This is a genomic window from Methylobacterium sp. 13MFTsu3.1M2 (genome assembly GCF_900112625.1).
In the GTDB taxonomy this organism is placed as follows: Bacteria; Pseudomonadota; Alphaproteobacteria; order Rhizobiales; family Beijerinckiaceae; genus Methylobacterium.
Map to the genome: position 1 here is coordinate 25,420 of NZ_FOMM01000033.1, position 20,805 is coordinate 46,224.

Here is a 20,805-nt window from a genome sequence, read left to right on the forward strand (position 1 = left end):
GGCACATTGTATCGACGAAAGCTTTAATCCGTGGCGTAAGTACTATCGTGTGCGTCCGCGCACGTCTTTGTCCTTCTTGAGAGAGGGGCCGGGATTAAGGACAGATCTGGCGCCGACGGCGCGGAGCGTGTCCTTCAGGAGCGTGTCCGCGGCGCGCAGGGCCGCGCGGCCGCCCTCGCAACGCGGACGCGCGCGATATCGGGTGAGGCTGGGACGACGGCCGCCCGGGCCGGAGCGGGGTCAGGCCCGTCCGGTGTGGAGACGCGTCACGGGCAGGGGATTGGCCGCCACGTAGACGAGGCCGCCGGCCTCGTAGGTGAGGCTGGCCGTCCTGCCTCCGGCGAGGCCCCGCTCGAGCAGGCGGGTGCCGAACCCCCTCCGCGACGGCGAGACGACCGGCGGGCCGCCGCACTCGCGCCAGGTCAGCCGCAGGGTCTCGGTGTCGGGACCCGCCTCCACCGTCCAGGCCAGCGCGGCCCGCCCGCCCGGAACCGACAGGGCGCCGTGCTTGACCGCGTTGGTGCACAATTCGTGCAGGATCATCGTGAGCGCGAGGGCACCCTCGGGCGGCAGCCGCAGGTCGGGGCCGTCCAGGGTGATGCGCGGGGTGTTCGCACCCGGAGCGTCCCGGTCCGCAGGGTCACGATCCGAAGTCTCCCGACCGGAGGAATCCCGGTTCGACGGATCGCCGCCCGCGGGGTCCGGACCCAGGAAGGGCCGCACCGCCTGGGCGGCGATGCCGCGCAGATCCGCGCTCGCCCAGCTCTCGCGGGTCAGGATGTCGTGGGCGCGCGACAGGGCGAGGAGCCGCGCCTCGAAGGCGTCGCGCCCGGCCGCCGCGCCGGCGCCCAGATTCTTCAGGCTCTGCGCCGCCATCGCCTGCACGGTGGCGAGGGTATTCTTCACCCGGTGATTGAGTTCGTCGATCAGCAGCCGGTGGGTCTCGGCGCGCCGGGCCCGCTCGTCCGCCGCCGCCGCGAGGGCGTCGGCGATCGTCGCGCCCTCGCGCACGAGGGAGCGGGGCAGCGTCGGCAGGGGCTGGTCGCGGCCCAGGGTCTCGGCGGCGACCGCCAGATCCAGCAGGGGGCGGGCGATCAGACCCGCGAGCAGCCACGCGAGCAGCGCCGCCGCGAGGGCCACCGCGCTGCCCGCCGCCAGGATGCCCCCGCGCAGGGCCGCCACCGAGGTCAGGGCCCGGTCGGCCGTCTGCCGCACCACCACCTGCCAGCCGAGGCCCGGATAGTCGCGGTGGCCGGCCGTGGACGCGCGGGCGCTGAGATACGCGGCGCCGTCCGGCCAGGGGCCGACCCGGCTCGTGCCCTCCGGATCGAGGGGCCGGCCGCCCGCCAGGACCGAGCGGGGCAGGGGGGCGCCCTGCAGGGCGGGCGGCCCGAGGAGCACGGTGCCGTCGCGGGACAGGATCAGGATCTCGGCGCCCTGGCGGTGGCCCCGGAGGCCAGCCTCGAGGATGCGGGCCATGTCGCGCGCCCAGGTCCAGTCGAGATGGGCGGCCAGCACCCCGAGGACGCGGCCGTCCGGCGCCCGCACCGGCGCCGCGACGTCGAGGAGCCGCAGGGGCTCGCGCGCCGCCGCGCGCGCGGCGGCCTCGTCCGGGGGCATCAGCGCCTCGAGGAGCTTGGCCGGGTGCACGTCGCCCACGTAGGGGCCCGCGCGGCCGCCGCGGAAATAGTCGCGGCCGGAGACGTCGGCGCCCTCCAGGGCGCCGGTGCTGGTGACGGAGAAGCGCCCGTCGGCGTCGATCAGCCCGATGATCGAGTAGGCCGGGTAGGTCGCCTGGAGCCGCTCCAGCACGGCGCGCTTGGCGGCCGTTCCGGTCCCGGGATCGCGCAGACTGTCCGAGGCGGCGGCGATCTGGATGTCGCGCCAGCGCTCGAACATCCCGATATCGAGGCCCCGGGCCATCTGACCGGCGATCTCGGCGAGCTGGCCGCCGACCTCCGCCTCGAGCCGTCGGGTCGCCTCGCGGCTCACCAGGGCGGCGAGCGTCAGGGTCGTCAGGAAGCCGAGCGTGCCGAAACCCAGGGCCAGCACGACGCGCAGCCGCGGCGCGCGCCACCGGTCACGCCATCCGCCGCGGCGGCCGGTCCGGTCCGCGGCGCCGGCGCAGGGCGCCGCAAGGGATTCCGATCGCGCGACCGCTTGCATCCGATCTCCCTGGGATCGGCCGGCTCCCGGTGGAGGGAGATCGTGCCCGCGATCCCGTCTCAGCACGCGGGGCAGGCCTCAGCAAGGCGGAAACGGGCCTCGGCGATGCAGAATTTCTATCGGGAGTTGCAAATCTGCACCCCGTCGTCCCCCCGGCTCGTCCGGGTGCGGTCCGGGCTGCCGGCCGGGGCCTCAGTCCTCGAGAAGGGCGTGGGCCGCCCGGACCAGGAGCCCGCCCGGCCGGCGCAGGGCGTCGAGCACCGAGAAGTGCTCGGCCCCGGGGACCGGCAGCAGGGAGCCGGGGGCGTGGGCCGCCGCCCGCAGGGCGTGCAGGTTGCGGGCGTCGTGGATCAGCGCCGGCAGTTCGCGGGAGCCGTAGGCGATGCAGAGCGGCTTCGCGATCACCGGGAGCCGCAGGGGCGACAGGGTCTCGATCTCGCCGTCGGTGAGGCTCAGCTTGGCGTCCAGGGAGGTCTGGCGGATCGGCGCGAGGTCGTAGACGCCGGAGATCGCCAGACCCGCCGCCACCGCCGGATGGCCGAGCTGCATCGCGGTGAGCAGCCCGCCCGCCGACCAGCCCGACAGGATCAGGGGACCGCGGATCCCGCGCGCGGCCCCGTGGGCGGCCAGCCAGTCGAGGGCCGCGCCGATCTCCGCCACGATCCGGGAAAGGCCCGCCTCCGGCGCCAGGGTGTAGCCGACCATCGCCACCGACCAGCCGGCGGCGTTCGGGCCCTCCGCGAAGCAGGCGAACAGCTCCCGGGCGCCCCGCTGCCAGTAGCCCCCGTGGATGAAGACCAGGCAGGGCGCCGCCGCGTCCCGCGCCGGGTAGAGGTCGAGGGCGTTGCGGGCGCCGGGGCCGTAGGGCACGTCGAGGCCGGCCGGATGCGCCGCCCGATAGGCGGCCGAGGCCGCGTCCCGGGCGGCCACCTGGGCGGCGCTGTCGGCCACCGCGCGGGTGTTGTCGTAGCAGGCGTCCCGCGCCTCCTGCGCGAGGGTGTCCCAGCGGCGGCGCGGATCCGCGGGGGTCGGATCGTCCAGGCGGAACTCCAGCACCATCGTGTCCGTCTCGGGCCGCTGCGGTCGCCCGCACCATGGCAGGCGGCCGGGCCCGGGTCGAGGCGGTTCAGAAGCCGGGCGCGGCACCCGGGACGGTGCCGCCGTAGCCCCAGCCCGTGAGCGGCGGCGCCGCGACCCGCTCGCGCGTCGCCGGCGCGACCGTGCGGGCGAGGGGCCGGGGCCGCTGCCAGACCCGCCAGAGCGGACGGTCGCGCGCCGCCATGCGGGCGAGGGTCAGGTCCATGTCGGAGGCCGCGCGGTGATGCGGTCGCCCGGCGGGGGGCGCGGCCTGCCGGCGGGCCTCGGCCGGGGCGGCCAGCAGCGGGGCCGTCGGCAGGAGGAGCGTCGGCAAGAGGAGCGTCGACAGGAGGACGGCGAGGATCGGGGCGGGACCGGGACGCATGGTCGGGGCTCCGGGACGAGCGGGCCGAAGGTGCCCTACCCGGCGGCTACGCCCGAACGTCGTCCCGGTTCCGGGTCTGCGCCGCCGGGCGCCGGGCATTGCCCTGGATCCCCGGAAGGCCGAGAACTCCGGCGGACGCCGCGTCCCTCCGAAACCGATTCGGGAGGGGCGGTGTGCCGGCCGCGGCCCGGCCAAGACCTGGCCAAGACCCAGCCAAGACCTCCCCACGGCCTCCCCACGACATGGGATCCATGACAGAGTCCGCACAGACCGCCACGCCGCGCCCCGGCACGCCCGATCCGGCGGCGCTGCTCGCCGCGCTCGTCGCCTTCGACACGGTGAGCGCCCGCTCGAACCTGCCTCTGATCGACTGGGCGGAGGCCTATTGCCGCGACCTCGGCGCCGCGGTGGAGCGGGTGCCGGATCCGACGGGCCGGAAGGCGGCGCTGCTGGTCAGCGTCGGGCCGTACGAGACGCGCCCCGGCTACGTGCTCTCCGGCCACAGCGACGTGGTGCCGACCGACGGCCAGCCCTGGTCGTCGGACCCGTTCGTCCTGCGGGAGGAGGGCGGGCGGCTCTACGGGCGCGGCACCTCCGACATGAAGGGGTTCCTCGCGGTCTGCCTCGCGCTCCTGCCCGAGATGGTCGCGGCGGAACTCGCCACCCCGATCCACATCGCGATCTCGTACGACGAGGAGATCGGGTGCCTCGGCGTGCGCCCGCTGATCGCCCGGATGCTCGAGCGCGTGCCGCGGCCGCTCGGCTGCTTCGTGGGCGAGCCGACCGGAATGGACGTGGTGGTCGGCCACAAGGGCAAATCGGCCGCCCGCCTCACCTTCCGCGGCAAGGCCAGCCACTCGGCCCTGGCGCCCCAGGGGGTCAACGCGGTCGAGTACGCCGCCCGCTTCATCGAGCATGTCCGCCTGTCGGCGGAGGCCATCGCCCGGGACGGCGCCCGCGACGCGCTCTACGACGTGCCCCACACCACCGGCCTGTCGAGCGTGGTCCGGGGCGGATCGGCGCTCAACATCGTGCCCGACAGCTGCAGCGTCGAGTTCGAGTACCGGGCGATCGGCGCGGACGATGCCGCCGCGCTGGCAGCGTCCGCGATCGCCTACGCCACCGGGACGCTGGCGCCGCTGATGCGGGCCGGCGATCCGGCCTGCGGCGTCGCGGTCGAGCCGCTGATCGATTATCCGGGCCTCGACACCGATCCGGAGGCGGCGATCGTGACCCTGGCCAAGCGCCTCGCGGGCCGCAACGGCCACGCCAAGGTCTCGTACGGCACGGAGGGCGGGCTGTTCGAGCGGCTCGGCGGCGTGCCGGCCGTGGTGATCGGGCCGGGCTCGATCGCGCGCGCCCACCGGGCGGACGAGTACGTCACCCGGGACGAACTCGCGGCCTGCGCGGGCTTCGTGCGGCGGCTGATCGGCGCCTGCGTGACCGGCTCCGCGGCGGCGTCCCAGGGTGCGCTCCCGGGCTGAACCGGCCTCCGCGCCGGTCGGGCGCGCCGCCGGTCCGCGGAGCCTCCGCCGCGCGGCGCGATCTCACTAGGGCGATCTCACCAGGGCGATCTCACCAGGGGATGCGGCCGAAGCGGTCGACCAGCCGCCGGTACTCGGCCTCGCTCTCGGCCCTCGACGTCCCGCCCTGGCCGACATCCGAGCTTCCGGAGCCCGGATGCACGAGGCGGCACACCAGCGGCAGGACGAAGCCGTGGCGCGCGAGCTGCACGTTGGGGCCGCCGAGCTGGAGGACGTTGGCGAGCCACGGGCGGACCAGGGAAGCGTGCTGCAGCGTGACGGGCGCCGTCGCCTCGACGAGGTGGGCGCGGCGCAGGCCGGTCTCGGCGAGGCGGCCGAGCCACTCGTTGTCGTAGTGCCACTTCGCGGCCGGGCTGATCGCGCCGACCTGCGCGAAGGTCGTCCGCCGCATCAGCCAGCCCGACGGCGTCGCGAAGTCGTTGATCCGCACCACCTCGCCGGCCTCGTCGGTCTCGAGCTGCGTCGAGGAGACGAAATCGAAGCGGTCCAGGGCGCGGACGGCGACGCCCAGATAGGGCGGCAGCCAGCGATCGTCGTCCTCGAGGAGGCCGACGAGGTCCCAGCTGTCGTCGACGGCGGCGATGGCGGCGTTCAGCGCGGGGATCTGGCCCTTGCGCGCGCCGCGCGCGAAGGTGACCTGCGGGTGCGCGGCGAGCCGTGCCGGGATCTCGGTCCCGGGATCGGTCCCGACGAAGAAGTGGATCGTCGCCGGCCGGTCGAGCTCCTGGGCGTTGGCGCTCGCGATCGCGTGCTCCAGGAAGTACGGGCCGGCCTCTCCGGCCAGGGTCGAGGGTTTGAGCCGCGACGGCGTGATGATCGCGATTCGCATGGTCAAGGCTCGCCGGTTCTGCGGATACGGTTTGCGGTCCGGTTCCCCCGATCTGCGCGCCGTCACGCGTGATCACCGCGCGTCGACCGAGAGAGACTTGCAGAACTGGAGCCGAGACGGGACCGTGCCTGTCAAGTCTCGGGCGATCGGTTCGGGTTGAGTTCAATAATAGTCGAAAAGATTCTGAGCTACTGTATACATCGAGATCGATCGGTCGGGCGAGAATCGATCCGAAATTCTGAAAATTTCCGGTGTTCCATTATTTTCGCGAAACGGCTTGAATCATTGTTGCCGCGATGCCACCCTCGCTCGAAGAAGCGCGGCATGCCGGGCGGCGGAGCCCCTCCCGGCCGGCACCGGCCCGTCGCCGAGGAAACCTTCGCGCCGCTCGCGGCTTGGATCAGCGCCTTGGATCACCGCCTTGGATCAGCGGTCCGCACCGGGCCGGGTTGAGGGAGACCCTTCAGAGCATGGCCAGCCTCAGCGTCGCGATCGCGTTCGGCGTCCGCCTGCTCCTCGTGCTGCTGTTCCTGCCGTTCAGCGCCCTCGACAAGATCCTGAACTTCAGGGGCGCGGTCGGGCAGGCGCGGCAGGCCGTGCACGCCACCGCGCCCGCGGCGGCGCTGATCCTGATCGGGCTCTGCGTCGAGATCGGGATGTCGCTGTGCATCCTGACCGGGACCGCCGACCGGGCCGCCGCCTTCGTGCTCGCCGGCTATTGCGGGGTGACGGCGCTGCTGTGGAAGCAGTTCTGGGTGCCGGGGGATTTCTGGGCCGGGGGCAGGGGCCGCGAGCTGTTCTGGGACTTCCTGAAGAACTTCGCGCTGGCGGGCGGCTTCCTGCTCATCACCTTCGGCACCGGCGCCGGGACGGTCCAGGACTTCCTCGCCGATCCGCTCGGATCGACCCATCCCTACGCGATCGCCGACCGGGCCCGGCCGTAGCGGGGCGCGGTCTGCGGGGCTTGGCGCGGCGGGGCCCTCAGCCCCTCAGAGCCCCTCAGCCCTTCGGCACGGTGGCTTCCATGGACGGGCGGCGCTCGAACTCCGCGTACCAGGCGGCGACCGCCGGGCGGCCCTCCCGCCACGCGAGATCGGGGAAGCGCAGGTCCAGGTAGCCGAGCGCGCAGCCCAGCGCGACCGTGCCGATATCCAGCGCCGGCATCCCGCCGACCAGGCTCTCGAACCGGTCCAGCGCCGCGCGGATCTTGCCGACCTGACCGGCCTCCCAGGCGTCCCAGCGGTGGGGCTCGGGACGCAGCACCCGCTCGTAGCGGGTGAGCAGCGCCGCATCGAGCAGGCCGTCGGCGAGCGCCTGCCGGGTCAGCGCGTCCCAGCGGGCGGCGCCCTCGGGGAACAGGCGCGGGCCGGCGGAGAGGTTGTCGAGATACTCGCAGATCACCCGGCTGTCGTAGAGGGCTGTGCCGTCCTCCAGCACCAGGGCGGGGATCTTGCCCAGCGGATTGTGGGCGGCGACCTCCGCGGAGGGGCCGGTCGGCGAGGCCCCCGCGACGGTGACGGCGATCCGGTCGATCAGTCCCGTCTCGTGGGCGAGGACCAGCACCTTGCGGGCGTAGGGAGAGGCGGGGGAGTAGAGGAGCTTCATCGGACCGTCCCGGTTTGGTCTCAGGCGCCGTGATCGCGGCGTCGGGACCTTGCACCGATACCGCGGGGAATCCAGTCCCCGGCGCCCCGCCGGAGGCTCAGACCTTCCGGGTCACCCTGGAGCCGGCATGGACCACCCGGCTGCGGCTCCGGCCCGAGCTCGGGCGTCGCACCCGCACCCGCTGGCGCCAGACGAGGATGGCGCTCGCCACCCGATCGAGGACGAGCATGCACAGGCTGCCGACGATGGCGAGCACGCAGGCGGCCCCGATCAGGACGCCCCAGATCCCGGGGGCCGGGATGATCATCAGGCACAGGAGACCGAAGACGGCCGCGCCAGGTATCCACTTCGCCATCGCGCCGTCCGCCTGAAACAAGGGTGTCGCTCGGGCACAAGCTGCACCGAGACCCTTAAGAGGGTTGGTTCGACTGGTGTGTAGGCGAATAGTTTTGTCTCTAGAAGATATGAATCTGTCAGTCTCGGTTTATGTACGGTAAATACGGCGGTGAATATGGTCGGTCATCGGCGTCCCGGGACCTGATCTCAATCCACCAGCGACAAGGTCCGTCCGGCGCTGACCAGATGGTAGAAGCGGCCGTCGAACATCTGCATCACCGCCTCGGTGGCGGCGTGCGATTCCGGGCGGATCGACGAGGCGAGGCAGGCGTCCAGGGCCGCCTGGTCGGGGAAGTCCATCTCCAGGATCATGGCGATCGGCCGCGCGTCGTCGTCCTTGGAGACGAGGCGCTGGACCCGCACGGCGGTGACGCCCGGGAACCGCCGCCAGAACGGCTCCAGCTCGTCCCGGACCCGGCGGAAGAACTCCTCGTCCCGCCCGTCGCGCACCGTGCCCTCGTAGATCGCGGTCCTGGTCAGCATCGGCCGTCCCCCGGAAGTCCCCGTCAAACCCCCGGGTCAACCGCCGGCGGCGGGGATCGCTCCCCGCGATGATCCGGCAGCGTTCCGGCAGCGCTCCGGCGGTGACAACGCGCACCGGCTGTCGGCGGAATCGGCCGCCGGCGGGACGGACGGGCTTCTCCCCCGCGGCCGGTCGGCGTATTCAGGGACAGCCCATCGTGACGATGCGGGAGAGACCGGGATCTTCCCAGCAGAGGGGACCCGGCGCCGACGGAGCAACCGCCCCGGAAACTCTCAGGCACCGGAACCGTGTCGTCAGGGCGATCTGGAGAGTGGTGCAGCGGGCTGAAACCGTGGGCACCCGCCGAAGGGGACGTCCGTGCCGCGCCTCGCCAGGGCGGGTCGGATCAAGCTCTCAGGCACCGGGACAGATGGGGCGCGCAACCGGCCGACCGCTCGAGGGCGGCCTCCACGCGTCCAGTCCCGGAGTCCAAGCTCATGACCCACATCGCCGTGATCGGCGCCGGCATCACCGGCGTGACGACCGCCTACGCGCTCGCCCAGCGCGGCTACCGCGTCACCGTCCTCGACCGGCAGCGCTACGCCGCCATGGAGACCTCCTTCGCCAATGGCGGCCAGCTCTCGGCCTGCAACGCCGAGGTCTGGAACAAGCTCTCCACGGTGATGCAGGGCCTGCGCTGGATGCTGCGCCGGGACGCGCCGCTGCTGATGAATCCCAAGCCCTCCTGGCACAAGCTGTCGTGGATGGCCGAGTTCGTCCGCGAGATCGCCCATTACCGGGAGAACACCGTGGAGACGGTGCGGCTGGCGCTGAAGGCCCGGGAGGCCCTGTTCGCCATGGCCGAGGCCGAGGGGATCGACTTCGACCTGAAGACCCGCGGCATCCTGCACTTCTACCGGGACCGGGCGAGCTTCGAGAAGGCGACCGCCGTCAACGCCCTGCTGCGGGAGGGCGGCCTGGAGCGCTACGCCGTGACCCCCGAGGAGATCCGGGCGATCGAGCCGACGCTGGCCGGGCGCTACCACGGCGGCTTCTTCACGCCCTCGGACGCCACCGGCGACATCCACAAATTCACCCGCGGCCTCGCGGCCGCCTGCGCGCGCAAGGGCGTCCGCTTCGTCCAGGACGCCAGCGTCGAGACGATCGCGCCCGGGGAGGGGGGCTACGCCGTCGGCTGGCGCGAAGCGGGCCGGCCGGCCGGCGACGCGCGGGTCCTGCGGGCCGACGCGGTGGTGGTCTGCGCGGGCTGCGCCAGCCGGCACTTCGCGGCGATGCTGGGCGACCGGGTCAACGTCTACCCGGTGAAGGGCTACTCGATCACCGTGAACCTGCTGACCCCGGAAGCGCAGGCGGCGGCCCCGGAGGTGAGCATCCTCGACGAGGCGGCCAAGATCGTCACCAGCCGCCTCGGCGACGAGCGCCTGCGGGTCGCCGGCACCGCCGAGTTCAACGGCTTCAACCGCGACATCCGCCACGACCGGATCGAGCCGCTGGTCGACTGGACCCGCGAGCAGTTCCCGCGCGTCGACACCGACCGGGTGGTGGCCTGGAGCGGGCTGCGACCGATGCTGCCGACCATGCTGCCCAAGGTCGGCCGCGGCCGACTGCCCGGAATCTTCTACAACACCGGGCACGGCCATCTCGGATGGACCCTCTCGGGCGCCACCGCCGAGCTCGTCGCCGGGGCGGTCGCCGCCGAGCACGCCCCAGAGCCGACGATCCTGCCGCTCGCGGCCTGACCCGGGTCTCCGAAGGGCCCGAGGCCCTTCGGCAGGTTGTCAGGGCGGAGCCCTGACGCGCAGCGCGGCGCGCCGTCCCATCCTCGAACAGGGGGCGCGCCGTCGAAGATTATTTTGTATTCTCTTTCCGAACCACCCCGGAACCCGAGCCGCGATGCCCTCGTCTCCCGCCTATCTCGACCCCGCGACCGGGGCGACCTACCCGATCGAGACGCCGCGCTGGCGCTCCGAGACGGGCGGTCCGCTGATGATCACCGACCTGCCGGGAATCGGGCGGGCGGAGATCGACACGGGCCGGCGCTCCCTCTGGCGCTACGCCGCCGCCCTGCCGGTGGCAGTGGCCGACCCGGTCACGCTGGGCGAGGGCTGCACCCCGCTGGTGCGCCGGCCCTGGCGGGGCGGCCACGCCCATTTCAAGCTCGAGTGGTTCGCGCCCTCCGGCAGCTTCAAGGACCGGGGCGCCGCCGTGATGCTGTCGATCCTGCGCCAGCAGGGGATCGACGCGGTGCTGGAGGATTCCTCCGGGAACGGCGGCGCCGCGGTGGCGACCTACGCGGCGGCCGCCGGGATGCGGGCCAAGATCCTGGTCCCGGCCTCGACCTCGCCGGCCAAGACCGTCCAGATGCGGGCCGCCGGCGCCGAGGTCGAGCTGGTGCCCGGCACCCGCCAGGACACCGCCGACGCGGCCGTCGCCCAAGCGGAGTCGATCTTCTACGCCAGCCACAACTGGCAGGCCCATTTCCTCCAGGGCACCAAGACGCTGGCCTACGAGCTGTGGGAGGATCTGGGCTTCACCGCGCCCGACGCCGTGATCATCCCGTGCGGGGCCGGCAGCAACATCCTCGGCTGCGATATCGGCTTCTCGGAGCTGCTGCGCCGGGGGGCGATCGCCCGCCTGCCGCGGCTCTACGCGGTCCAGCCGGCCCATTGCGCCCCCCTGCACGCGGGTTTCGAGGCCGGCGCCGCGGATTTCGTGCCGGTCACCCCGCGCCCGACGCTGGCCGAGGGCGCCTCGATCGCCCAGCCGGTCCGCGGCCGGGAGGTGCTGGCGGCGCTCCGCCGGTCCGGCGGCGGCACCGTGGCGGTCTCCGAGGAGGCCATCGAGGCCGCCCTGATGGAGCTCGCCCGCTCGGGCCTCTACGTCGAGCCGACCTGCGCCATGGCGGCGGCGGCGCTCACCGACCTCACCGCGCGCGGCGCGATCCGGCCCGGGGAGACCACCGTGGTGGTGCTCACCGGCACCGGCATCAAGGCGACGCCGCGCATCGCCGAGCTTCTGGGCCTCGCCCCGTAACCCGGCTCCCCCCGCCACGAGATCCGCACGCGTTCAGGAGGACACACCATGCGCAACAATATTCCCGCCACCGTCGGGATGCCGGTCGAGGAGGTGGACACCCCCTGCCTGCTGGTCGACCTCGACGCCCTCGAGCGCAACGTCGACACGCTCGGCCGCTTCATGAAGGCGCACGGCCTGCGCCACCGGGCGCATGCCAAGACCCACAAGTCGTCCGACATCACGGTCCTGCAGATCGAGCGGGGCGGGGCCTGCGGCGTCTGCTGCCAGAAGGTCAGCGAGGCCGAGGCGCTGGTGAGCGCCGGCATCCGCGACGTGCTGGTCTCCAACCAGGTGGTGGCGCCGAAGAAGATCGAGCGCCTCGCGGCGCTCGCCACCCGCGCGCGGGTGCTGGTCTGCGTCGACGACCTCGGCAATGTCGACGACCTCTCGGCGGCGGCGGTCCGGTACGGCGTCACCCTCGAGTGCCTCGTGGAGATCGACGTCGGCGCCGGCCGCTGCGGCGTCGCGCCGGGCGAGCCCGCCGTGGCGATCGCGAAGAAGATCGCGGCGGCGCCGGGCCTGCGCTTCGCGGGCCTGCAGGCCTACCAGGGCAAGGCCCAGCACGTGCGCGATTTCGGCGAGCGGAAGGCCCTGATCCAGACGGCGATCGACGAGACGAAGCGCACCGTCGACCTGCTCAAGGCCGAAGGGCTCGACTGCGCCATCGTGGCGGGGGCCGGCACCGGCAGCTTCGCCATGGAGGGCGGCAGCGGCGTCTACAACGAGCTGCAATGCGGTTCCTACGTCTTCATGGACGCCGACTACCAGCGGGTGAAGGACGCGGACGGGCGACCGATCGCGGAGTTCGAGAACAGCCTGTTCATCTACACGGCGATCATGAGCAAGGCGAAGGCGGACGTCGCGATCTGCGATGCCGGCCTGAAGGCGCAGAGCATCGACAGCGGGCTGCCGGTGGTCTTCGGCCGGGACGACGTCGAGTACGTCAAGTGCTCGGACGAGCACGGGGTGATCAGCGATCCCGGCAACGTGCTGAAGCTGAACGAGCGCCTGAAGTTGATCCCCGGCCATTGCGACCCGACGGTCAACGTCTACGACTGGTATGTCGGCGTGCGGAACGGCCGCGTCGAGGCGATCTGGCCGGTCACCGCCCGCGGCATGACGTTGTAACGGGATTCCGAAGGGCCGAGGCCCTTCGGCGGGGCGTCGGGGCGGCGCCCCGACATCGGGCTCCGCCCGATACCCGCGAAAGGTCTCGACCTTTCGACACCATGACTCGGGAGGTCCCTGAATCCATGCGCTTCATCTCCGAGGAGGACTCCGCCGCCCTGGTCGATCACGCCATGGCGTTCGACGCGGCCCGCGCGGCGCTGATCGCCGCGGTGGCGCCAGGGACGACCCTGTTCCCGGCGGTGCTCGGCCACGGCTCGGAGCCGGCCAACCGGTTCTCGATCAAGTCGGGCTCCACGGCGGACTATGCCGGCCTGAAGGTCGGCTCGTTCTGGCCCGGCAACCCGGACCGGGGCCTGCCGCGGCACAATTCGGTGATCCTGCTGTTCGACCAGGCCGTCGGCCGGGTCGACACGGTGATCGAGGCCGGGCGGGTGAACGCCTACCGGACCGCCGCCGCCGACGCGGTGGCGGCGAGCGTCCTGGCGCGGCCGGACTCGGCGGTGCTGGCGGTGTTCGGGGCCGGCAACCAAGCCGAGTTCGAGTGCGCGGCGCTCGCCCGGGTCGTGCCGATCCGGACGGTGCTGGTCGTCGCCCGGGACGCCGCCAAGGTCGCGGGCTTTGCCGAGCGCCTGGCGGGGCAGGGGGCGTCCGGGCTCGACGTGCGGGCGGCCGCGCCCCGGGAGGCCTGCGCGGCGGCCGACGTGATCGTCACGGCGACGCCGGCCCGCGCGCCGCTGTTCGAGGCCGACTGGGTCCGCCCAGGCACGCACGTCGCCGCCATGGGGGCGGACGCCAAGGGCAAGCAGGAGCTGCCCCCCGCCCTGCTGGAGCGCGCGGCCCTGTTCTGCGACCTGCCGGAGCAGTCGCGCACCATCGGCGAGTTCCAGCACGCCTCCGCGGACGCCCAGGCCGGAATGCGGGCGCTCGGCGACGTGCTCCGGAGCGGGGAGGGGGGCCGGACGGATCCGGAGGCGATCACCGTGTTCGATTCCTCCGGCATCGCCCTGCAGGACCTGACCATCGCCCGGGCGATCCTCGCCAAAGCCGACGCGCGCCTGTAGGGGGAGGCCGGCGCCGGCCCTCCTCGCCCCGGCGGAGGACGGCATGCAGGACAGGCAGATCCGGGTCATCGGCATCGGCACGGGCGATCCCGAGCACCTGACCCTCCAGGCGGTGCGGGCGCTCGCCGACGTCGACGCGGTGTTCCTCCTCGACAAGCGCGCCGAGACCGCCGACCTCGTCGAGATCCGCCGCCGGATCTGCGCGACCCATATCGCCAAGCCACACCGGTTCGTCACCGTCGAGGACCCACCCCGGGAGCGCCGCCCGGCCGATTACGGGCGCACCGTCGAGGCCTGGCACGCGGCCCGGGCCGAGCGGCTGGAGGCGGCCTTCGCGGCCCATCTCGGGGCCGGGGAGGTGGGGGCGATCCTGGCCTGGGGGGACCCGGCCCTCTACGACAGCGTCCTGCGCATCCTCGACCACATCCTGGCCCGCGGGCGCGTGCCGTTCCGGCGCCTCGTCGTGCCCGGGCTGTCCAGCGTGCAGGTCCTCGCCGCCCGCCACGGCGTCCCGCTGAACGGCATCGGCGGGTCGGTGCTGATCACCACCGGCCGGCGCCTCGCCGCGGGGTGGCCGGCGGAGGCGGAGAGCGTCGTGGTGATGCTCGACGGCGACCCGGCCTTCGCGCATCTCGACCCGGACCTGACGATCCACTGGGGCGCCTATCTCGGCAGCCCGGACGAGATCCTGGTCTCGGGCCGGCTGGGCGACGCGGGCGAGGAGATCCGCCGGGTCCGCGCCGAGGCCCGGGCCCGGCACGGCTGGATCATGGACATCTACCTGCTGCGCCGTGACCGCGCCGCCACGGACAGGGCCGGCGCGGCCGGCTAGACCGCCGCCATGCTGCGCCTGCGGGACTACCAGCGCGCCAGCCTCGACGCGCTCTCGGCCGCCTGGGCGCGGGGAGGGGCGGACGACGCGGCGCCCGGCCACCTGATCGTGCTGCCCACCGGGGCGGGCAAGGCGCTCGTGATCGCGGCGCTGGCCCGGGAGACCCTGGAGGAGAACCCCCTCGCCCGGGTGGCGATCGTCACTCACAGCCGCGAGCTGGTCGCCCAGAATTTCTCCGAGCTGACCCGATCCTGGCCGGCGGCGCCGGCCGGGATCTTCTCGGCCGGGCTCCGGCGGCGGGAGGCCGGGGCGCAGGTGCTGGTCTGCGGCATCCAGTCGGTGGCCGACCGGCTCGACACGGTGGGCCCGCGCGACCTCGTGATCGTCGACGAGGCCCACCTGATCCCCCGCGCCGCCGACACCCGCTACGGCCGCTTCCTGGCGGGCCTGCGCGCGCGGACTCCCGGGCTGCGGGTGGCGGGCTTCACGGCCACGCCCTACCGGCTCGATTCGGGCCGGCTCGACGAAGGCGAGCACCGGCTGTTCTCCGGCATCGCCTACGAGGCCGACACGTTCACGCTGATCCGGCGCGGCTTCCTGGCGCCCCTCGTCTCCAAGGCGACCCTCACCCAGCTCGACGTCTCGGGGGTCGGCCGGCGCGGGGGCGACTACATCCCGGGCGAGCTGGAGGCGGCGGTCAACCGCGACTGGATCACCCGGGCGGCGGTCGCGGAGCTCGCGGAGTACGGGCGTGCCCGCCGGGCCTGGCTCGCCTTCTGCGCCGGCCTCGCCCACGCGGACGCCGTGCGCGACGCGGTGCGGGCGGAGGGGTATTCCTGCGAGAGCGTCTCGGGCGAGACACCCCGCCGGGAGCGCGACCGGATCGTGGCGGCGTTCCGGGCGGGAAAAATCCGCTGCCTGACCTCGGTGGGCGTGCTCGGGACCGGTTTCAACGTGCCCGAGGTCGATCTCGTGGCGCTGCTGCGCCCGACCCGCAGCACCGGCCTCTACGTGCAGCAGGTCGGCCGGGCGCTGCGCTGCGCGCCCGGCAAGGCCGACGCGCTGATCCTCGATTACGCCGGTCTGGTGCGGATGCACGGGCCCGTGGACGCCGTGACGGTCCGGAGCGCCACCCAGGGACTGGGCGGGGCAGGGGCCCCGCGCGCCAAGCCCTGCCCCGGCTGCGGCGCCCTGATCGCGCTGAACGCCTCCACCTGCGAGGCGTGCTGGACCGAGCCGGAGGCGGACCCGGACGCCGAGGCCCCGCACGAGGCCGCCGCCGACGACGAGCTGGCGATCCTCTCGGCGGATCCCGGGCTGCCCGGTCCCGAGCCGGCGGGCCCTGCCCCGGTGGCGGAGGCTGGCGGGCAGGAGGCTGCTCGGCAGGAGGCCGCCTGGCATCCGGTCACGGCCCTGAAGCTCGAGGCCGCACCCGACGGGCTCGACCTCGTCCTCGGCTGGCGGGACGGCCCCGCCGAGGCGGCGTGGCGCGTCCGCCTGCGGCCCGAACGCAGCGGCTACGAGCGGGAGAAGGCGGTGTCCTGGTGGCGCGGCCTCGGCGGCGGCCGGGACGCGCCGATGAGCGCCGCGGAATTCCTGGAGCGCGCCGCGCTCCTGGCCCGGCCGGCCTCGATCCGGATCCGGCCGGGCCGGCTGTCGGAGCATATCGACTGTCGGACCCGGGATGGCCGGATCCTCGGCGACGTGCGCCGCCTGGGCGGGCGCGCCGCGTGAGGCGGCGCGAGTCGCGGCGGGGAGGGGGCTCGGACCGCCCTCGCCCGATCCGGATGCCGCCGAGCCGAGCGGGCCTCGACGCCGGGCCGCACCGCCCGGATCCGGAGGCGGCCGGAGACGAGCTCCCATCCGGGCTCGCAGCCGGCCACTCACAGCGGCTCAGCCGGCGGACCACCCCTCACCCAGCCCGATTTGCTCGCTGAATTCCATAATATATCTTATGCGAACAAGGGAGCGGCTCTCGGGGGCTGGGTTGTCGGGTGCTGGGCGCCTCGACCTGGAGGCCGCGCGGTTGGATCAGGGCTGCTGATCGGACGTCAGGTCGAGGCCGCAGGGTTGAAAGGCCGCGCGCCGCCGCCGGGCATGTTCGGCTCCGACCCGGGCCGCGACGCGCCCGTCGTCGCGCGCGACGCGGCGTGATCGCCACGGCGGGCGCGGGGACGAAGGGGCCGACGGGCGCCGAAGTCCGACGCTCCCGGGCAGGGCGGTCGGGTCAGGGGCCGGAGGCCCCTCCCCGCGGCGGACGGACTGGAACGACGCACGGCCGAGCGCTGCCGCAGCGCTCCGGCTAGCTCAGTGTCGCGCGCGGTGGCTGCCCGGCTCTTCGGGCGTGGCCGCCCGCGCACCCGGCGGCGGCGATCTCCGACGCGCCCGGCGCGGTCCTGTCCGCGCGGGCGAGGGCACCTGCGCGTCCGGCCGGGCTCACCGGTCCCCTGCCCTGCCTGTCGGACCTGCCTGTCTGACGGCTCCCGAGCCGGATGGCCAACCCGGCGGGGCCATCCAGGCCGGCGGTGCACGCACCGCGTCAGCGCATCACCGACACGCTGGTCAGCCAGAGCCGGCAGAGCCGCGGCCAGAGGGCGACCGGCGCCTCCGACCGGCCGATCCCGAAACCGTGGCCGCCGACCGCGAAGCGGTGGTACTCGACCGGCACGCCCGCTGTGCGGCAGGCCGCGTCCAGGATGCGGCTGTGCTCCGGGCTGATGACCGCGTCGTCGTCCGCCTGCACGAGGAACAGTGTCGGGCAACCGGACCGGATATGGGTCTGGAGCGACCAGTCCCGGCTCGCCGCCGGGCTCGGGGTCTCGCCGACGAGGGACCGCCGGGTGGTCGTGCGGTCGTAGGGCGGCTCCAGGCTCACCACGGGGTAGATCAGCGTCGCGAAGTCGGGCCGCGCCGACAGGTCGTCGGCCGCGTCGACGGGGTCGTAGGCCCGGAACGCGGAGCGCGCGGCGATGAGGCCGCCGAGGTGCCCGCCGGCGGAGAAGCCGAGCACGCCGACGCGGGCCGGGTCGATCCGGAAGCGCGTGGCCGCGGCGCGGATCAGGCGCAGGGCCCGCTGCCCGTCCTGGAGCGGCGCCAGGGGGCCCGCCGCCCAGCCCTCGCCCGGCAGGCGGTAGGTGAGCACGAAGGCCGTGATGCCTTGCGCGGCGAGCCAGAGCGCGGCGGGGAGCGCCTCCTTGACCATCCCGATCCGGGCGTAGCCGCCGCCGCCGGCGACGAGGACCGCCACGCCGGTCGGCGTCTCCGGGGCGTACACCTCCAGGATCGGCACGGCGACGTTCTTCACGGCGCCGCTGTCGTCGCGGACCGGCGGACCCTGCGGACCGCCGCCGCCCGGCGGCTCGCCCGGCCAGAGCGGGATCCGCTCCGGCGCCCCGACGGCGTCGGCGCCCCGCGCGGACAGGACGGCCGAACCCGCGGCCAGGGTGAGGAGCAGAGAGCGGCGGTCGGGCACGAAACCGGGCATGGGCCCCCTCGCGACGGGCGCGGTCCCGTGCGGCCCGGTAGGCAAGACCGCCGTGCCGGATCGGTTCCCGGTCGGGCGCCGGTCCGGGACTACAGGACCCGCGGCAGCAGCCGGCCGAGGAGATCCCGCCCCGGGAACCGGACCGGCGGCATCCGCAGGTCCGGCGCCGGCTCATCGCCGGGGATCGGCCCCTCGGCGAAGCGGGCCCCGGCGGACCAGAACCCGTCCCGCCGCGTGCCGATCATGCCGAGCCCGACGGGCTCCCGCGTCGCGTCGGGGCGCAGCCGTCCCGCCGCCCAGACGCGCTGCCAGCACCGGCGCCGCGACAGGTCGGCGTCCCGCCAGCCCAGCCGCGCGTAGCCGGCCGCCGCGAAGACCCGGTCCCCGGCGAAATCCTCCGGAATCCAAACCCAGCTCGAGAACACGTGGACCGTGTCGGCGCGGAAGCCGGCCGGATCCACCGCCCGCGTGTAGGCGCTCAGAGCCCTCGCCCGGTGCCGGCCGACATGCCGGCGCAGGCGCCCCGGGAGCGCCAGCGCCTCCGGGAAGGCGGCGGCGTCGAGGCGGGTCGGTGCCGCGCCGCGCTCCAGCGCGTAGACGCTGTCCACGAGGTGCATCCAGGGTTCGAGATCGACCTCCCACGCCTGCTCCACCGGCGCGAACCGGCGGACCCGTCCCTCGATCAGCCGGTCGGCGACGCGCCGGGCGGGCTCGGGAACCCAGTCCGGCCCGGCCTCGGTCACGCGGAGCAGCGTCGCGGGCCCGTGCGCACGGACCGCCTCGGCCAGGCGGGCGAAATCGGCCTCGGGCTCGTCGCGGCCGACCTTGCGCACCAGGATCTTCGACCCGTCGGCGAGCTCGTCCAGCAGCTTGCGCTTGAGATGGGCCAGCCGGCCGTACTCCCGCTCCAGCAGCACCTCCGGCTCGATCGAGCCGGCCGGATGCCCGGTATTCGCCCAGATGTTGTAGGCGACGCTGTGGCAGTAATAGGTGCCGCCGGAACTCACGGAGAGCCGCAGGTCGCCCGGCACGCCGAAATCCGCGAAGCCGCAGCGCAGGCCGCGGATCAGGTCCTCCATGGGCGTGTAGGAGAAGCGCAGCAGGCCGGAAGGCTCGACCCCGCCGTAGCGCTGCACGAACCCGAACTCGCAATTGTCGCCGAGGCTCCGAAAGGCGTGGAGCCGTTCGGCGAGGAGCGCCGCCGTCGTCCTGTTCTCGGTCACTGCATCCGCTCTGTCTCGCCGCGCCCGTCGCACCTCGATCGCGGCGGGGTAGGGCCATTGTCCAGTCCCCGCCCCGTCGTCGGGGCGCGCCCCACGCTCAGCCGGCCGGGGGCGCCTCCGGGGTTACCTCCAGGGGCACTTCCAGGCGGAAGCAGGCGCCCTTCTCTCGGGCCGGGATCGTCAGGCTGCCGCCGAGCTGGCGCGTGAGGCTGCCGACCACCCGCATGCCCAGGCTCTTCGAGCTGCGCCCGATCTCGAACCCCGCCGGAAGGCCGATCCCGTCGTCGGCAACCTCGACCACGAGCCCCTCCGGCCGCCGCTCGGCGCGGACCCGGATCTCGCCGCCCGCCGGGTGCGTCTCGGTCGGGTAGGCGTATTTCAGCGCGTTGGTGACGAGTTCGTTGACCAGGAGGCCGATGGGAATCGCCCGGTCGGCCGAGATCCGCTGCGGGCAGGCCGTGCAGGTAAGCCGCTGACCCGGCACGCCGCTGGCGAGGTTGGCCACCAGCTTCTCCAGGAAGGGCGCGAGGTCGAGTTCGCCCGGCACCCCCTCCCCTTCACCCTCTACCTTGTCACCTTGCCGCCAGAGCTGGTCGTGCACGCCCGCGATCGCCTCGACGCGGCTGCGCGCGTCCGACAGAGCCGCCTGAACGGCGGGTTCCTCGGCGGCCCGGGCCTGCAGGGCCAGGAGGCTCGCCACGATGGCGAGGCTGTTCTTGACCCGGTGGCTCATCTCGCGGGCGAGCAGGTCCTGCCGGGCGAGGGCGGCCCGCAGCAGGCTCTCGGTGCGCTGGCGCTCGATGGCGCCGCCGAGCAGGTTGGCGAAGCCCTGCATGAAGGCGATGTCGGCTTCCGCGAACATGCCCTCGCGGGTGTCGTCCACCTCCAGCACCCCGAAGGCGCCGTCCCGGTTCTCGATCAGCACGTTGATCGCCCGGCGGATGCCGTGCTCGGCCATGAGCTGCGGCGTGCGGAACCGGGTCTCGTCCGCGAGGTGGTTGGAGATCACAGGCCGGCCGGTCTTGAGGGCGAATCCGGCCGGGGAGGCGAGATCGGCCCCGATCCGGGCCTTGCCGATCACGTCGGGCCCCCAGCCGACACCGGCCCGGACCAGCAGGGTGTCGGCGCCGCGCCGATATTCCAGGGCCTTGCAGAACTCGGCACCCATGCCCTGCGCGCACAGCTCCGCGGCCCGCTGCAGCAGGTGATCGACATCGGTGCCGCGCAGGGCCTCGACACCGAACTCCGACAGGATCGCCTGCTGGCGCAGGCGATAGTCGAGATCGGGCGGCGCGGGCGCGCGGCGCGGCTCGGGGCTCGGTTCCACTTCGGTCTGGTCGGTCTGCGGAGTCATGGAGGGCGGCAGGGTAGCAGGAAGGTGGCCCCGACGCGAAGCGTCGTCGCCCGGAGGAGCGCACCCGTCCTCGCACCCGTCGCCGCGAGTGTCGTCGCACGTGTCGTCGCACCCCGGCGGCCGCCCGGACCCCCCGGCCCCGTACGGCGTTCGTCCGTC

18 protein-coding genes and 2 riboswitches are annotated in these 20,805 nt (G+C 73.9%); of the genes, 8 read left to right on the plus strand and 10 right to left on the minus strand.

The window, feature by feature from the left end; all coding sequences use genetic code 11:
• Positions 1-240: 240 nt before the first annotated feature.
• The 3 genes from BM314_RS26295 to BM314_RS26305 form a co-directional block, all read right to left on the minus strand.
• A complete protein-coding gene (locus BM314_RS26295; protein WP_091981289.1) occupies positions 241-2,166 on the minus strand; it encodes a sensor histidine kinase in 1,926 nt (641 codons plus the stop codon).
• Positions 2,167-2,358: 192 nt separating this feature from the next.
• Positions 2,359-3,225 (minus strand): alpha/beta hydrolase, encoded by an 867-nt coding sequence (locus BM314_RS26300; protein ID WP_082558081.1) that lies wholly within the window; start codon positions 3,223-3,225, stop codon positions 2,359-2,361.
• 67 nt (positions 3,226-3,292) lie between these two features.
• Positions 3,293-3,628: a hypothetical protein gene (locus BM314_RS26305; RefSeq protein ID WP_091981292.1), complete on the minus strand. Its 336-nt coding sequence runs from the start codon at positions 3,626-3,628 to the stop codon at positions 3,293-3,295.
• Positions 3,629-3,879: 251 nt separating this feature from the next.
• On the opposite strand from BM314_RS26305, the gene argE reads away from it, so the two are divergent.
• On the plus strand, positions 3,880-5,112 hold the full coding sequence (gene argE, locus BM314_RS26310) for an acetylornithine deacetylase (RefSeq protein WP_056529961.1): 1,233 nt from the start codon (positions 3,880-3,882) through the stop codon (positions 5,110-5,112).
• Between the two features lie 91 nt (positions 5,113-5,203).
• Here argE and BM314_RS26315 read toward each other — a convergent pair whose 3' ends face one another.
• Complete coding sequence (locus BM314_RS26315; protein WP_091981293.1) at positions 5,204-6,001, minus strand: glycosyltransferase family 2 protein; 798 nt, start codon at positions 5,999-6,001, stop codon at positions 5,204-5,206.
• Positions 6,002-6,471: 470 nt separating this feature from the next.
• Here BM314_RS26315 and BM314_RS26320 point away from each other — a divergent pair, with 470 nt between their 5' ends.
• Positions 6,472-6,945, plus strand: a complete 474-nt coding sequence (locus BM314_RS26320; protein WP_042673314.1) for a DoxX family membrane protein — start codon at positions 6,472-6,474, stop codon at positions 6,943-6,945.
• Between the two features lie 55 nt (positions 6,946-7,000).
• Here the strand turns inward: BM314_RS26320 and BM314_RS26325 are convergent, their stop codons facing one another.
• The 3 genes from BM314_RS26325 to BM314_RS26335 all read right to left on the minus strand — a co-directional run bounded on the left by BM314_RS26325 (position 7,001) and on the right by BM314_RS26335 (position 8,485).
• Complete coding sequence (locus BM314_RS26325; RefSeq protein ID WP_091981296.1) at positions 7,001-7,606, minus strand: glutathione S-transferase; 606 nt, start codon at positions 7,604-7,606, stop codon at positions 7,001-7,003.
• Positions 7,607-7,703: 97 nt separating this feature from the next.
• The gene (locus BM314_RS26330) at positions 7,704-7,961 is read right to left on the minus strand and encodes a hypothetical protein (protein ID WP_026605306.1); all 258 of its coding nucleotides are present in this window, start codon (positions 7,959-7,961) and stop codon (positions 7,704-7,706) included.
• Between the two features lie 188 nt (positions 7,962-8,149).
• Complete coding sequence (locus tag BM314_RS26335) at positions 8,150-8,485, minus strand: hypothetical protein (RefSeq protein ID WP_091981297.1); 336 nt, start codon at positions 8,483-8,485, stop codon at positions 8,150-8,152.
• 196 nt (positions 8,486-8,681) lie between these two features.
• A riboswitch (glycine riboswitch) is annotated at positions 8,682-8,784 on the plus strand.
• 3 nt (positions 8,785-8,787) lie between these two features.
• A riboswitch (glycine riboswitch) is annotated at positions 8,788-8,897 on the plus strand.
• 65 nt (positions 8,898-8,962) lie between these two features.
• Here BM314_RS26335 and BM314_RS26340 point away from each other — a divergent pair.
• The 6 genes from BM314_RS26340 (at position 8,963) to BM314_RS26365 (ending at position 16,319) form a co-directional block, all read left to right on the plus strand.
• A complete protein-coding gene (locus tag BM314_RS26340; protein WP_042673311.1) occupies positions 8,963-10,225 on the plus strand; it encodes a D-amino acid dehydrogenase in 1,263 nt (420 codons plus the stop codon).
• Between the two features lie 154 nt (positions 10,226-10,379).
• Positions 10,380-11,519: a pyridoxal-phosphate dependent enzyme gene (locus tag BM314_RS26345; protein WP_091677280.1), complete on the plus strand. Its 1,140-nt coding sequence runs from the start codon at positions 10,380-10,382 to the stop codon at positions 11,517-11,519.
• 48 nt (positions 11,520-11,567) lie between these two features.
• Positions 11,568-12,689 carry a DSD1 family PLP-dependent enzyme gene (locus BM314_RS26350; RefSeq protein ID WP_091981300.1) on the plus strand — a complete coding sequence of 374 codons (1,122 nt, stop codon included), beginning with the start codon at positions 11,568-11,570 and terminating at the stop codon, positions 12,687-12,689.
• Between the two features lie 125 nt (positions 12,690-12,814).
• Positions 12,815-13,753: an ornithine cyclodeaminase family protein gene (locus BM314_RS26355; protein ID WP_091981302.1), complete on the plus strand. Its 939-nt coding sequence runs from the start codon at positions 12,815-12,817 to the stop codon at positions 13,751-13,753.
• 43 nt (positions 13,754-13,796) lie between these two features.
• Entirely contained in the window at positions 13,797-14,585 is a 789-nt protein-coding gene (cobF, locus tag BM314_RS26360) for a precorrin-6A synthase (deacetylating) (RefSeq protein WP_091981305.1), read from the plus strand.
• A gap of 9 nt (positions 14,586-14,594) precedes the next feature.
• Positions 14,595-16,319, plus strand: coding sequence for a DEAD/DEAH box helicase (locus BM314_RS26365; protein WP_091981307.1), 1,725 nt, complete (start codon positions 14,595-14,597; stop codon positions 16,317-16,319).
• 805 nt (positions 16,320-17,124) lie between these two features.
• Here the strand turns inward: BM314_RS26365 and BM314_RS26370 are convergent.
• The 3 genes from BM314_RS26370 to BM314_RS26380 all read right to left on the minus strand — a co-directional run bounded on the left by BM314_RS26370 (position 17,125) and on the right by BM314_RS26380 (position 20,646).
• Positions 17,125-18,069, minus strand: a complete 945-nt coding sequence (locus BM314_RS26370; protein WP_091981309.1) for an alpha/beta hydrolase — start codon at positions 18,067-18,069, stop codon at positions 17,125-17,127.
• A gap of 89 nt (positions 18,070-18,158) precedes the next feature.
• Complete coding sequence (locus tag BM314_RS26375; protein ID WP_091981311.1) at positions 18,159-19,292, minus strand: hypothetical protein; 1,134 nt, start codon at positions 19,290-19,292, stop codon at positions 18,159-18,161.
• A 97-nt stretch (positions 19,293-19,389) separates the two neighbouring features.
• A complete protein-coding gene (locus BM314_RS26380; RefSeq protein WP_026605307.1) occupies positions 19,390-20,646 on the minus strand; it encodes a sensor histidine kinase in 1,257 nt (418 codons plus the stop codon).
• Positions 20,647-20,805: the final 159 nt, after the last annotated feature.